This is a genomic window from Lysobacter soli, assembly GCF_009755585.1.
In the GTDB taxonomy this organism is placed as follows: Bacteria; Pseudomonadota; Gammaproteobacteria; order Xanthomonadales; family Xanthomonadaceae; genus Lysobacter_J; species Lysobacter_J soli.
Genome location: NZ_CP046603.1, coordinates 2428676 through 2441270, shown reverse-complemented (window position 1 = coordinate 2441270; position 12595 = coordinate 2428676). Strand labels below are relative to the sequence as shown.

14 protein-coding genes and 1 tRNA gene are annotated in these 12595 nt (G+C 67.3%); 9 read left to right on the top strand and 6 right to left on the bottom strand.

Translation table 11 applies throughout. From position 1 onward, the window contains the following. The first annotated feature begins 22 nt into the window (after positions 1-22). Positions 23-1561, top strand: a complete 1539-nt coding sequence (locus GOY17_RS11025) for an O-antigen ligase family protein (protein ID WP_157030441.1) — start codon at positions 23-25, stop codon at positions 1559-1561. A gap of 31 nt (positions 1562-1592) precedes the next feature. Here the strand turns inward: GOY17_RS11025 and GOY17_RS11020 are convergent, their stop codons facing one another. Then, positions 1593-2246, bottom strand: coding sequence for an energy transducer TonB (locus GOY17_RS11020; protein ID WP_198173664.1), 654 nt, complete (start codon positions 2244-2246; stop codon positions 1593-1595). A 139-nt stretch (positions 2247-2385) separates the two neighbouring features. Between GOY17_RS11020 and serS the strand changes: the two genes are divergently transcribed. Further along, positions 2386-3678, top strand: a complete 1293-nt coding sequence (serS, locus tag GOY17_RS11015) for a serine--tRNA ligase (RefSeq protein ID WP_157030439.1) — start codon at positions 2386-2388, stop codon at positions 3676-3678. A 325-nt stretch (positions 3679-4003) separates the two neighbouring features. Here serS and GOY17_RS11010 read toward each other — a convergent pair whose 3' ends face one another. Continuing rightward, positions 4004-4585, bottom strand: a complete 582-nt coding sequence (locus GOY17_RS11010) for an FMN-dependent NADH-azoreductase (RefSeq protein ID WP_157030438.1) — start codon at positions 4583-4585, stop codon at positions 4004-4006. 105 nt (positions 4586-4690) lie between these two features. Between GOY17_RS11010 and GOY17_RS11005 the strand changes: the two genes are divergently transcribed. From GOY17_RS11005 to GOY17_RS18940, 3 genes are all read left to right on the top strand, one after another. Beyond that, positions 4691-5719, top strand: coding sequence for a LysR family transcriptional regulator (locus GOY17_RS11005; protein WP_157030437.1), 1029 nt, complete (start codon positions 4691-4693; stop codon positions 5717-5719). Between the two features lie 113 nt (positions 5720-5832). Beyond that, positions 5833-5922, top strand: a tRNA-Ser gene (locus GOY17_RS11000). Positions 5923-7365: 1443 nt separating this feature from the next. After that, entirely contained in the window at positions 7366-7695 is a 330-nt protein-coding gene (locus GOY17_RS18940) for an AprI/Inh family metalloprotease inhibitor (RefSeq protein WP_232338408.1), read from the top strand. 556 nt (positions 7696-8251) lie between these two features. On the opposite strand, the gene GOY17_RS10990 is transcribed toward GOY17_RS18940, so the two are convergent. From GOY17_RS10990 to GOY17_RS10975, 4 genes are read right to left on the bottom strand one after another with little or no spacing between them, the layout of a single operon-like run. Next, positions 8252-8911, bottom strand: coding sequence for an aquaporin (locus tag GOY17_RS10990; protein ID WP_157030436.1), 660 nt, complete (start codon positions 8909-8911; stop codon positions 8252-8254). Beyond that, the gene (arsN2, locus tag GOY17_RS10985; RefSeq protein WP_157030435.1) at positions 8911-9822 is read right to left on the bottom strand and encodes an arsenic resistance N-acetyltransferase ArsN2; all 912 of its coding nucleotides are present in this window, start codon (positions 9820-9822) and stop codon (positions 8911-8913) included. The genes GOY17_RS10990 and arsN2 overlap by 1 nt, the downstream gene beginning before the upstream one ends. Next, on the bottom strand, positions 9740-10204 hold the full coding sequence (locus tag GOY17_RS10980; protein WP_157030434.1) for an ArsI/CadI family heavy metal resistance metalloenzyme: 465 nt from the start codon (positions 10202-10204) through the stop codon (positions 9740-9742). Before GOY17_RS10980 ends, arsN2 begins: the two co-directional genes overlap by 83 nt. Further along, positions 10201-10542 carry an ArsR/SmtB family transcription factor gene (locus GOY17_RS10975; RefSeq protein WP_157030433.1) on the bottom strand — a complete coding sequence of 114 codons (342 nt, stop codon included), beginning with the start codon at positions 10540-10542 and terminating at the stop codon, positions 10201-10203. The genes GOY17_RS10980 and GOY17_RS10975 overlap by 4 nt, the downstream gene beginning before the upstream one ends. Positions 10543-10928: 386 nt before the next feature. Between GOY17_RS10975 and GOY17_RS10970 the strand changes: the two genes are divergently transcribed. From GOY17_RS10970 to GOY17_RS10960, 4 genes are all read left to right on the top strand, one after another. Further along, positions 10929-11273 carry a YkgJ family cysteine cluster protein gene (locus GOY17_RS10970; protein ID WP_157030432.1) on the top strand — a complete coding sequence of 115 codons (345 nt, stop codon included), beginning with the start codon at positions 10929-10931 and terminating at the stop codon, positions 11271-11273. A 26-nt stretch (positions 11274-11299) separates the two neighbouring features. Then, positions 11300-11545 carry a hypothetical protein gene (locus GOY17_RS10965; protein WP_157030431.1) on the top strand — a complete coding sequence of 82 codons (246 nt, stop codon included), beginning with the start codon at positions 11300-11302 and terminating at the stop codon, positions 11543-11545. Positions 11546-11614: 69 nt separating this feature from the next. Further along, positions 11615-11779: a hypothetical protein gene (locus tag GOY17_RS18805; protein WP_181902729.1), complete on the top strand. Its 165-nt coding sequence runs from the start codon at positions 11615-11617 to the stop codon at positions 11777-11779. A gap of 114 nt (positions 11780-11893) precedes the next feature. Further along, the gene (locus tag GOY17_RS10960; RefSeq protein WP_198173663.1) at positions 11894-12529 is read left to right on the top strand and encodes an alpha/beta fold hydrolase; all 636 of its coding nucleotides are present in this window, start codon (positions 11894-11896) and stop codon (positions 12527-12529) included. Positions 12530-12595 lie beyond the last annotated feature (66 nt).

Here is a 12595-nt window from a genome sequence, read left to right as displayed (position 1 = left end):
CCCAGCGAAATCCCCGACCCAAGTGCATCGCTCCGCCACCGACCCCGACGCACGCGACTCCTTCGGCGGTCGAGGTCCGAGCCTCGCGGGTCCCGAGGCCCTGGGCGTCTCGCGGACGCTGGCATGGATCGCGCTCGCGGGCGTGGCATTCCAGGCGTTCTTCGCGATCAACGACCTGGGCCGGCATGTCCCGAACATGCACCCGGAGTACGGCACGTTCGTGGCGCTGCTCGCCATGGCGTTCGCCGGTTCCCGCCCCTGGCGCGAACTGGCGGCGCACCCGGCGGTGCGGCTGCTCGGCGTGCTGGCCGTCGTCCTGATCGTGCATGCGGCGTACATCGCCTGGTTGCTGCCGGAGGTGCGCTGGTCGAACCAGCTGACCGTCGTCGCCAAGCTGCTCCGACTGGGGTTCCAGACGTGCGTCATCGGCTGGTGGATGTCGGTGAACCCGCGCGCGATTCCGAAACTGCTCGGCGTGCTGATCCTCGGCCTGCTCGCCGCGGTGCTCTACCACATGCCATGGAGCGCGATGCCGGCGATCTGGTCCGGCGAGATGCGTCCGTGGTTCGGCATTTCGCAGAACCTCAGCGGCATGATCGCCGCCGTCGGCGGCTGGCTCACGCTCTGCCTGCTCATCGGTATCTGGCGCGATTACCCGCGCGGGTCGCGTCGCATCTGGCTGCTCGTCCTGGCGCTGCTGGCGTTCGCCGGCTGCTTCTGCGTACTGCTGTTCTCGCAGTCGCGCGGCGCATGGCTGTCTTTCATCGTGGCCGTCCCGCTGGCGATCATCGGCTACGCGTTCACGCGCGGTCCGCGCAGACGGCCACTCCCGTGGCAGCCGATCGTGCTCGCGCTGCTGGTGTGCCTGATCCTGCTCACCGCCGCCCATCGCATCTTCGCGCTGCGGTTCGACGGGGCGAACCAGCTCGTGCCGGCGTGGGTGGAATCGCTGCTGGAAGGCAAGTCGGCGAGCGATGCGAACGCCGTACCCGCAGGACCGGCGCCCACGCCGGCACCGGGTTCGACCATCGACGCGCCCGCTTCCGATGCCATCGCGCAGACGCCGGCCGATCCGCGCGCCCTGCCGCGCGACATCGACGGCCTGGACACCGCGATCCCCGGCAACAAGGCCGTGGGCATCCGCATGATGCTGTACCGCGAAGGTGTGGAGCGTTTCCTCGAACGCCCGCTTTTCGGCTGGGGCCTGGACACGATTCCGCTGCTGATCCAACGCGCGCAACTGCCCACCGGCGGCGAGCAGTTCGTCCACCTGCACAACGCCTACCTGGATGCGCTGGTCGGCCTGGGCGTGGTCGGCGCGGCACTGCTCTTCGCCGTGTTCGCCATGCTTATGCGCGAGTTGTGGCTGGCGTGGCGTACGGGGATCGTCTCGACCGCCAGCTTCTGGGGGCTCGCGGGCTGCGTCGGCATCGTGCTGATCGCCAACAACTTCGACTCGCTGCTGTGGCGCTTCGAATACGTGCGTGCGCCGCTGGGCCTGCTGTTCGGCTGCTGCATGGCCTACGGCCTGATCCGCGAACGTCGCGCCCGAGAGGGCTGATCGCGGCTCGCGTCGGTTCTGGAGGCGCGCCTCAGCGCTGCGCCTGGAACTCGATCGGCACCATCACCGTTCCCGTGGTCGGCTGGCCGCCCTGCATCGCCGGGCGGAAGCGCCAGCGCTTGACCGCGTCCACGGCAGCGCGATCCAGATAGCGCGAGCCGCTACCGTTCGCGACCGCGACCTCGCTCGGCACGCCATCCGGGCCGATCTGCGCCCGCACCGTCACCGTGCCGCTTTCGCCACGACGCAGCGACTGCGTCGGATAACGCGGTGCCGGCGTTTGCCCGGCGATAGGCTCCGGCCGCGACACCGGCCCGCTCGGCACTGCCGGCGCGGCGGGCTGCGGCAGCGACGGCGGCGGTGCAGCCGGTCGCGTTTCGACCAGCCTCGGACGTTCTTCCTCTTCGCCCGGCGCCTGCGCGGGCGGTGCGCCCATGCCGCTCGCGTTGTCGCTGCCGGCGGGAAGCGGGGCGGGGAGTGGCGAATAGCGCGGCGCATCCGCCGTCGGCGGCGTGCCCACGCGGAACAGCGCGTCGTCGTCCTTGCGTCCCGCCGACAGCACCAGCGCGAACAGCACCAGCCCAATGACGAAGGCCAGCAGAACCCACAGGAAGGATCGCCCCGCCGGCAGCCAGCGGCCGAGATCGAAGGCGGGACGATGCGGCGCGGGAGCAGGTGTGGACATGCGTGAACCGGTGGGAAACCTGCCCCGATTCTGCCCATCGCGGCCCTTCAGGACGTGAACGTTTCGGCAATCCGTCGCCCTTGGCGGTGGTTCCACGCGATAATCGCGACCTCGATCACTCGTTCGGCCCCACGCTCCCATGCTCGATCCCAACCTGCTGCGCCACAACCCCGCCGAACTTGCCGCGCGCCTGCGCGAGACCCGGGGCTACGAACTCGACGCCGGCGTGCTGGAAGCGCTGGAGTCCGAGCGCAAGCAGATCCAGGTGCGCACGCAGGAACTGCAGAACCTGCGCAACACGCGCTCGAAGGCCATCGGCCAGGCGAAGGCGAAGGGCGAGGACGTCAGCGCGCTGATGGCCGAAGTCGCCGGTTTCGGCGACGAACTCAAGGCCAGCGAAGCGCGCCTTGAAGTCATCCGTGGCGAGATCGAGGCGATCGCGCTGACCATCCCGAACCTGCCGCACGAGTCCGTGCCGCAGGGCGAGGACGAGAACGACAACGTCGAACAGCACCGCTGGGGCACACCGCGCACGTTCGAATTCCCGGTGAAGGACCACGTCGAACTCGGCGCGCGCAACGGCTGGCTCGATGGCGACACCGCCGCCAAGCTCAGCGGCGCGCGCTTCACCGTGCTGCGCGGCTCGCTCGCGCGCCTGCACCGTGCGCTCGCGCAGTTCATGCTCGACCTGCACACCAACGAGCACGGCTACCAGGAAACCAGCGTCCCGCTGCTGGTGAACGCCGACAGCATGCGCGGCACCGGCCAGCTGCCGAAGTTCGAGGACGACCTGTTCGCCACGACCATCGGCGACGGCGAAAACGCGCACAAGCGCTACCTGATTCCGACCTCGGAAGTTCCGCTGACCAACATAGTGCGCGACGAGATCGTCGAAGCCGACGCGATGCCGATCCGCATGACCGCGCATTCGATGTGTTTCCGCGCCGAAGCCGGCAGCCACGGCCGCGACACGCGCGGCATGATCCGCCAGCATCAGTTCGAGAAGGTCGAGTTGGTGACGATCGCGCGCCCGGAAGAAAGCTATGTCGAGCACGAGCGCATGACGCGCTGCGCCGAAGTAGTGCTCGAAAAACTGGGCCTGCCATACCGCCGCGTGCTGCTCTGCACGGGCGACATGGGCTTCGCGGCGACGAAGACGTTCGATCTGGAAGTCTGGCTGCCTTCGCAGGACACGTACCGCGAGATCTCGTCCTGCTCGAACTGCGAAAGCTTCCAGGCCCGCCGCATGCAGGCCCGCTGGCGCAACCCGGCGACCGGCAAGCCGGAGCTGGTGCACACGCTCAACGGCTCGGGCACGGCCGTGGGCCGCGCACTGATCGCCGTGATGGAGAACTACCAGAACGCCGACGGCTCGATCACCGTGCCGGAGGTGCTGCGGCCGTATATGGGCGGTCAGGAACGCATCGCCTGAGCCGCATGCTGTTTCCTTCTCCCCTCGGGAGAAGGTGCCCGCAGGGCGGATGAGGGGCAACGAAGCCACAGCGGCAAACCAGCAGTGCATCACCGTGCTACTGGTTTTTGAAGCAACCGCTTCGTTACCCCTCACCCCAACCCCTCTCCCGAGGGGAGAGGGGCGAAAGCACCGCACCGCAGGGAGAAAGCGGCCAAGAGCCCTCCCTTTCAAAGCAGACAGAACAACCACGCGCAAAAAAACGGGCCCGCAAGCGGGCCCGTTCGCGTTTGCCGGCTCAAGCGGGGAGGGGTGGGCCGGCGCGCGTCTCCTGGATGCCTGAAGCTCAGGCAGCCTCTGCCAGAGGCGAACGGATGGACGCATGCGCAGCGGCCAGCGCATCGGCGCGATGCTGCGGCGAGTACGCCACGCCCTCGGCGCGGATGATCTCCACGTCCTTGATGCCGATGAAGCCGAACACCTGGCGCAGGTAGGCTTCCTGGAAATCCGCCGGGCTCGCGTCGCCGTACTGGCCGCCCCGACCGCTGACGATGATCACCTGCTTGCCGCCCGCCAGGCCTTCCGGACCGGCTTCGGTATAGCGGAAGGTGCGGCCGGCGACGGCGACGCGGTCGATCCACGCCTTCAGCGTCGACGGAATGCTGAAGTTGTAAAACGGCGCGCCAATCACCACTACATCGGCAGACAGGAACTGCTGGAGCGTCGCTTCGTCCGCTTCGGCCTGGGCCGGATCGGCCTTGGCCAGCGAGCGCCCGGTGAGGTGCGGCAGGGGGTCGGAGTCGAGATCGCGGTACTCGACGGTCAGGTCGGCATGGGCGCCCTGCCAGCGGGCCACGACGGCGGCGGTCAGTTCGCGGGTAACCGAATTGGTGCCAAGGGCACTGGTATCCAGATGCAGGAGCTTCATGATGGGCCTCGAATGGAACGATCGGCGGGGTTGCCGGCTCGAGGACCAATCTAGGTCGTTGCAGGGATGGAATAAATCTGGTCAACTATCACTAACTGTTCCGGAATTGGAATTATGGCCATGCAGGACCTGAACGACCTCTACTACTTCGCCATGGTCGTCGAGCACGGCGGCTTCGCCGCGGCCGAGCGCGCGCTGGGCATCCCGAAGTCCCGCCTGAGCCGCCGCATCAGCCAGCTCGAAACCGACCTGGGCGTGCGCCTGCTGCAGCGTTCCACGCGCCGCTTCGCCGTTACCGACGTCGGCAACAGCGTCTATCGGCATGCGCAATCGATGCTGGCCGAAGCGCAGGCGGCGCACGAAGTCGTCGACCGCCTCAGCGCCGAGCCGCGCGGCGTCATCCGCGTCAGCGTGCCGGTGGGCATGGCGCAGCAGCAGATGCCCAAGCTGCTGCCGGAATTCCTCGCGCGCTTCCCGCAGGTGCGCGTGCAGCTGCTGGTGAGCAATCGCCGCGTCGACATCATCAATGAAGGCATCGACGTCGCCCTGCGCGTGCGCTCCAAGCTCGACGACGACGGCAGCCTGGTGATGCGCAGCTTCGGCCAGATCGCCGAACTGCTGGTCGCCAGCCCCGATTACCTCAAGCGCATGGGCCGCCCGAAGAACCCGGACGAACTGAGCGACCACGTCACCCTCAGCATGAGCGAGGACGACGCCCGCCAGCGCTGGGAGCTGCACGGCCCCGATGGCGACGTGCGCCGCGTCGAACTCAAGCCGCGCGTGATGGGCTTCGATTTCCCCATGCTGATGCAGCTGGCGCAGCAGGGCGTGGGCATCACGCTGCTGCCGGAAACCATCTGCGCCGAAGCCGTGCGCCGCGGCGAGCTGGAAGTGGTGCTGCCTGACTGGCGCCTGCCGCAGGGCATCTTCCATGCCGTGTTCGCTTCGCGGCGCGGCCTGCTGCCGGCCGTGCGCGTCTTCATCGACTTCATCGCCGAGAAGGCGCCGGGCCTGGTCGAATCCGCGCGCCTGCAATGCAGCGAGATCAAGGGCAAGCCGTGCCCGGAGGACGTCGCGAAGCTGTCCGCGGCCGCGCCCCCCGCGCCCGCACCCCGCATCGTCACCGAGGCATGAGAGAATGCGGCCCGCACCACGCGGGCCGCTTCGTTTGAGGGCCCGGTGCACCCGGGCCACCGGGTGCGATCGCCGTGCAACGCGGCATCGGTGCAAGGCGGCAACGCCGATACGGAGAGATGGCCGAGTGGTTTAAGGCAGCGGTCTTGAAAACCGCCGAAGGGTCAAACCTTCCGTGGGTTCGAATCCCACTCTCTCCGCCATTTCCCCCTCTCGACGGTGACTGATCCGCCGCTCCCGCGAGTGTTGGCGGCGTTCGACCGTGCGAGCTCGGAGCGCCACAGTCGGAGCCTCGTGCACGAGGCTCGAAGCTCGGCGTACGCAGTTCAAAGCCTCGCGTGCGAGCCCCTGAGCCTGAAAGGCAAGTCGAAGCCGATTCGCGCGTGAGTTCGGGAGCCTGGCGTTCGAGTTTCTGAGCTCGGATGTCGAAGCAAGTTACTCGGCTGGCCGAGCTCCCTGCTCGGCGTTGCGGGCGCAGATACCTCGCCGCCGGGAAGCAGAGCTCGACGCTCCGAGCGAAAACACTCGAACGCCGAGCGCGGATTGGCTTGCAGCCATTGCACGAATTGCAGGGCGTATTCGCGGCCGGTTCGTTCGGCTTCTGCGTAGTCTCCGACTGGACCGCCTACTGGAGGGACTGTCCAGTAGTGTGCGCGACCATGCTCGCGTGGTGAGACGAAGGGCAGGGCGGGGAAAGACGACGGTTCGGCCGGTCGCTGCCGACGGGCGCGCTTCTTGTTAGTCATGAATTGGAATTCTCGTTGGATGGGAATTCCGTCACCGCGACGCCAAACGAGGGACGGACGAATGCCTTGCGGCTGATGCGTCAACTCGTGCAGACCTCGCATCAAAGGCTGCTGCACGCCTCGTTGTTCGGGACGCCAATCCCGACACCGGAGTTCGCCGGTGCAGTTCCAGCGTGCGCACGCATGCAACGGCGGTCAACGCTGCATTGGTGCAAAGTGAGACGTGCGTTGCTCAGCCTTTGTCGCATGAGCGTCGCGCATGGATGGTGCTGACGCGGCGTTTGCGTGTTGTGCGCGCGGCGCGCCGATTGCCGGCGCGCGGTCGCAAGATTGGCTGGTGTCTTTCTTGGTCTCTTGGCGCCACAGGAAAGCGTGGAAAGTCCATGGATTCCCGCCTTCGCGGGAATGACGAGCAAGAGCGACGGCATCTGCATCTGCACCGTGCCGGCTTCGGCATAGGCATTAGCCTTGGCCCGGCTCCGGCGTTGCCATCAGCACCGGCACCGGCCTCTTCACACTCGACTGAGCTCGCCTGCCGCACGCTTCGCGCGAACGACCGTCGTAGGCCCACGCTTTCTGCCTGGAGTCCGCCCATGCGCACCGTCGCGTTCCCCCTGATCCAGCGCCTCTCCGTCGCGGTCGTGTTGTTTGCCGCCTCCGGTTCCGCGGCCGCGCAGGACGATCCCACCGCGATGCCCGACCCGGGCGCCGACATCCGCGCGGCCGAACAGAGCATCACCGACCAGTTCCAGCACACGGAGCAGTCGATCACCGGCTCAGGCACGTCCACCGACACCACCGACACGCGCAGCGATTCGTGGACCAACGCCGGCAGCGTGGAAACCACAACGTCCAGCAGCGGCCATTCGCACAGCGAAAGCCGCAGCCACGACAGCTGGGGTGGCATTAGCATCGACAACGGCGGCGGGTGGAACAACACCGCGCCGCCGAACGCGGCCATCGTCGGTCGCCTGGTCGCTGGCCCAGGACGGCGGCGACAACTGCACGATCGAACTGAAAGCCGACGAATGGTTCGGCGGCCATCGTGCCTACACCCCGGCGGGGTGTCCGGACGGCTTCTTCGACGTGAACCGCTGGACCGTGTCCGGCAACCAGCTGCAACTGACCGACACCAATAACCGCATCATCGGCCGCTTCTGGCCCGCCGGCGATGGCCGCTGGTCCGGCAAGCGTGAGTCCGACGGCGCGCGTATGAGCCTCAATCGGTAGGCGGCGGTCGCGAGCGCGGGGCGGGGCAGGCGAGGCACGTGTGGATCACACAGCTCGGGCATCCGGGCTAAAAGCTCGACATGCCGAGCTCGGAGCTCGGCGTCCCAAGCTCGAAGCTCGGATCGCGAGGCAAAAAGCTCGACGCACCGAGCTCGGAGCTCGACCTTCCAAGCAAAAAGCTCTACGCACCGAGCTCGCAGCTCGACCTTCCGAGCAAATAGCTCGATGCGCCGAGCTCGGAGCTCGACCTTCCGAGCAAATAGCTCGACGCACCGGGCTCGGAGCTCGACCTTCCAAGCAAAAAGCTCTACGCACCGAGCTCGCAGCTCGACCTTCCGAGCAAATAGCTCGATGCGCCGAGCTCGGAGCTCGACCTTCCGAGCAAATAGCTCCACACACCAAGCTCGAAGCTCGGACAGCCGAGCAAAATCTCTCAAGCGCCGCGCTTTGCCGCTCGTAACGCATGCGCAGTTGACGGCGAGTGGACGTGGAGCAGGCGTCGCGTCGGACGTCGCGTCCGACCACGTCGAGAACACCGACGTCTACGGCGCGCGGATTAGGCATGCGCGGGCCGCAGAAACCCGACAGTCTTGATCGCAACGAACGTCCCGACCGCCTGCGCCGCGATGAAGGCGGCGACGTCCTCGGGCCGGATGCCCGCAAACGTCGTCGTGAGCGCACGTGCCAGCGTCACGGCGGGATTGGCGAAAGACGTGCTGGCGGTGAACCAGTACGCGGCGAAGATGTAGCTGGCGACGAGCGCCGGTATCGCCGCGGGGCGATGACGCACGCCGAGCACGATCGTCATGATCAGACCGAACGTCGCCACCGCTTCGCTGAGCCACTGCGACGCGCCGGTGCGGACGTGCGTGCCGGGCTGCAGTAGCGGCAGATCGAACATGGCGTGTGCGAGCAGCACGCCTGCGATGGCGGCGACGGTCTGCACGACGATGTACGCGACGGCATCGCGGCGGCTCAGGTCGCCGTGCAGATGCGCGACGACCGTCACCGCCGGGTTGAAGTGCGCGCCGGAGATCGGCGCCAGGCTCACGATGAGCGCGTAAAGCGCGCCCGCCGTGGCCGCAGCGTTCGCCAGAAGCGCGACGGCGGCGTTCCCGTGCGACAGCGCTTCGCCCATGATGCCTGAGCCAACGATCGCAGCGAGCAGCAGCGAGGTGCCGATGAACTCGGCCGTCAGGCGACACGACAGCGGCATCACAACGCGGCCAGCAACGCACGCACTCGCGCGGAGATCTCGTCGCGCACCGCGCGGTAGGCGTCGTCGTCCATGTGCTTCGGATCGGGCAGAGCCCAGTCCTCGCGTCGTTTGGCCGGCACCCACGGGCAGTTGTCGCCGCAGCCCATGGTGATGACGGCGTCGAATTCGCCGGCGATTTCGTCGAGCGATTTCGACGCGTGCGCGGTGAGGTCATAACCGAGTTCGGACATGAAGCGCACGGCCTTCGGGTTGATCAGCCCCGAAGGTCGCGACCCGGCACTGAAGGCCTCGACCTGGTCGCCACCATGGATGCGCGCGAAGGCTTCGGCCATCTGGCTGCGATTGGCGTTTTCCACGCAGACGAACAGGACGCGCTTCCTCTTCCCGTGATCGAGCGGTTTGGTCATGCAGGTGGCGGATTGCGGGCAGAGCGAACGGAACTGCGCGCTTGCACGCACGTCGTCCGGCGCGTCTTTGCGATCGATGACGCGATAACCGCGCTTGCCGAAGAACGGCGCGGCCGTTTGCGTGAGCAGAAGCAGTCGATCGATGCCGCGCTCGCGGGCGAACGCTTCGAGCGCATCGACGAGCCGACCGCCGATGCCGCTTTCACGCAGGCCGGGGCGAACGGCGAGCGAACGCAGCAGGCCGGCGCGTTCGAACGACTCGATGCCGATCACGCCTACGATCACGCCCTCGTCGATGGCGACGATGAACTGCACGTTGGCGTGATCGAGGTCGTCGACCGGAAGCCCGGCATCGGCGAGCAGCGAGCGGATCGCGTCGCGATCGTCGGAACGGTGGAGGCGCAGTTCCATGTTGGTCTCAGCAGCAGCCGGACGCGGGCGCGCAGCGGCTCTGCACGGCAGCCGGCGCGGGGCGGCATGCGGCGTCGGTCGAGCACGCATCGTCGGCGGCGTAGTAGGTGACCGCGTCGCCGAAGCTGTGGAAGGTTTCCCAACGCGTGCCTTGCGGGTCTTCGGTCCACATCTTGTCGGAGCGCGCGTAGCAGCACGTGGCGTCCGGTTCGGGAACGACGGTGCTGCCGGCCGCGTCGAGGCGGCGGCCGAGCGCGACGAGTTCATCGCTGCTATCGACCTGGATGCCCAGGTGATCGATGCCGGGCGCGCGCCCCGTAGTGGAGATCGCGAAGTTCACGCGCGGATCTTCGAGCATCCACTTGGCGTAATCGCCCTTGACCACTGCGGGCGCACTGGCGAAAAGCTGCGAGTAGAAACGGATGCTGTCGTCGAGGTTCGACACGTTGAGGTGTACGTGGAAGCGGTTCACTTCGAGGCTCCTTTCTTGCGCGGCGTGCAGCCGCTGGCGGGCTCGCAGGCGGACTGGCCGCTGCAGCAGTTTTCGGTGAGGTAGGCGATCAGGCCGTTCATCTGCAGGTAGTTGGCCCGCACGCGGATGACGCGCCCCTCGCGCTGGTCGTGCACCAGAGCGGCGTTGCGCAGGATATTGAGCTGCGCGGTGAGCGTCGCGGCGGGAAGGTCGAGGCGGTCGCGCAACTCGCCGACCGACAACCCATCGGGCCCGGCCTGGACGAGTTCGCGAAAGGCTGCCAAGCGCGCGTCGTGGCTGAGCGCGGCGAGGCTCTTGAGTGCGGTGTCGGTTTCCATAATTCCATGTTTATGGAAATGTGGAAGCGTGTCAACTAATGGAGCGGGTGACACAGCGGAATCACAGTACGTCAGCTCACGGAGAGCGCGTCCGTGCAGAGCGCATCGCGCGTGCTCGCCCACGCGCAAGCCCCATCCGGGCTACACTGCACTCAGGCCAGCCCATCTGGCGCTCTCCGGCGCACTGCGCCGATCCCCGCGACCGCACCGCCAAGCCTTCCGCCGGCAAGCGCAGTGAAGGCTGCATTCACGGCGACTTCCCGCTCCAGGTGGCACAAGTAAGGAGCGCCCGCTCCAACGCCGCCGCCGCCTCTGCACGGGCCTGACGGCCAGTGCGTCTTTTCCACAGCCCTACGGGCGCCTCGTCTCCAGGAGCCACACCCCAGATGCCGGATCGACAACGAAGCCCCGCCAAGCAGCCAGCGCCTGTTCTAGCGGCGGCCGACTGCGCGCGGTGCGATGCCGTTTGTTGCCGGCTGACGGTGGTGGTGCAGCCCGAAGACCACATTCCGTCCCACCTGACGACCGAGCTCCCCGGCGGGCTGCGGGTCATGGCGAAGGACGAGGATGGCTGGTGCGTGGCGGTGGACGGCTCGCGCATGAACTGCGGGATCTACGACAGCCGGCCCGACGTCTGCCGCCGTTTCGCGATGGGCGGCCCGTATTGCGACGCGATCCGCGAAGACTACGCACGCGACCATGCGCGCACGATCGAGCTCGTTCTTCAATGATGTACACACCCACCGGAGGCTCACCCATGTCCAGCTATCGCCCGACCGGGGCGAACGGATACACCACATCCCCGTTCGGCAAGCCGTCGCCCGACAAGGAAGTGACGCACGAACGGATCGCCGCCGACATGGACGCCTTCAGCAAGGCCGGCGGTCAGGTGGAAGTCCTGGGTGTCACGCCGCTGCGTCGCAAACCCGAGAAGGACGCCGTGGCCTCGACGAACGGGGCAGCGGCGAAGAAGGCCGCTCCCGCGCGCCCGAAGGCCCGCTGAGCCACAATCAGATTGCCCACGACCACGGCATGGTCGTCGACTCCACCCAACACAAAGCGAGAAGCCCACTTGCCCAAGCCCAACTACTCATTCGAAAAGCGCCAGCGCGAAATCGCCAAGAAGAAGCAGCAGGACGAGAAGGCCGCGAAGAAGGCCGCCGCGCGCGAGGCGAACAAACCCGCTACCCGCAGCGACAACGACGACGATCGCGCTCCGCCTTCCGGCGAGCGTTGAGCGCGGCAGAGCGGCGAGTCTTCGTTCGACGACCGCAAGATCCGCCGCATCGTCGATCGCAGCTGAGTGCGCGTGGACGCGTCGATGAAAACCGTCGCCCTGCTGCCCGGTTTCATGCTCGACGACGCGTTGTGGGACGACTTCGTTCCGCATCTGCCCCATGACTGGCGCGTGCAGCGCATCGCGCTGCCGCGCGGTCGCACGGTACGGGATGTCGCGGACGCCGTGGCGGCGCAGCTTGACGGCCCGACCGTACTGCTCGGATTCTCGATGGGCGGCTACGTCGCGCGTGCGCTCGCAGCGGCGCATCCGCAACTGGCCGAAGCGCTCGTGCTTGTCGCGACATCCGCGCGAGGCGAGCGTGCGGCCGCGCCGCTCTCGGGTTCGACGGGGCGCGCCACGTTCGCCGGACTCAGCCGTCGTGCGATCCAGCGATCGCTGGGCCCCAACGATGCGGACGATGAGGCGCTGATCGAGCGCGTACGCGCGATGAGCATCCGTTTGGGTGCGGACGCGTTCGATTGGCAATCGGCGCTGGATCGAACCGACGTTCCGCTCGATGGAATCTCATGTCCCACGTTGGTCATCGCCGCGCGCGATGACCAGCTCCGCTCCATCGACGAATCGCGCGAACTCGTCGATGCGATACGCGGCGCGGATCTTAGGATCATCGAGGGCGCGGGGCATCTGATCCCGCTCGAAGCGCCGCGGGAACTGGCCGAAACGTTGCTGGATTGGGTGCGTCGGTAACAAGCCGATCCTGGATTTCGCGCAGCGCCGACTTCACACCAGGTAACCGGGCTCAACCACAACATC

Excerpts from the sequence above, each read along its gene's own strand:
- arsN2 (WP_157030435.1), bottom strand. The coding sequence starts at position 9,822 with ATGCGTGCTCGACCGACGCCGCATGCCGCCCCGCGCCGGCTGCCGTGC.
- GOY17_RS10990 (WP_157030436.1), bottom strand. The coding sequence starts at position 8,911 with ATGCCGCTGTCGTGTCGCCTGACGGCCGAGTTCATCGGCACCTCGCTG.
- serS (WP_157030439.1), top strand. The coding sequence starts at position 2,386 with ATGCTCGATCCCAACCTGCTGCGCCACAACCCCGCCGAACTTGCCGCG.
- GOY17_RS10970 (WP_157030432.1), top strand. The coding sequence starts at position 10,929 with ATGCCGGATCGACAACGAAGCCCCGCCAAGCAGCCAGCGCCTGTTCTA.
- GOY17_RS10960 (WP_198173663.1), top strand. The coding sequence starts at position 11,894 with ATGCTCGACGACGCGTTGTGGGACGACTTCGTTCCGCATCTGCCCCAT.
- GOY17_RS10965 (WP_157030431.1), top strand. The coding sequence starts at position 11,300 with ATGTCCAGCTATCGCCCGACCGGGGCGAACGGATACACCACATCCCCG.
- GOY17_RS11010 (WP_157030438.1), bottom strand. The coding sequence starts at position 4,585 with ATGAAGCTCCTGCATCTGGATACCAGTGCCCTTGGCACCAATTCGGTT.
- GOY17_RS11020 (WP_198173664.1), bottom strand. The coding sequence starts at position 2,246 with ATGTCCACACCTGCTCCCGCGCCGCATCGTCCCGCCTTCGATCTCGGC.
- GOY17_RS10975 (WP_157030433.1), bottom strand. The coding sequence starts at position 10,542 with ATGGAAACCGACACCGCACTCAAGAGCCTCGCCGCGCTCAGCCACGAC.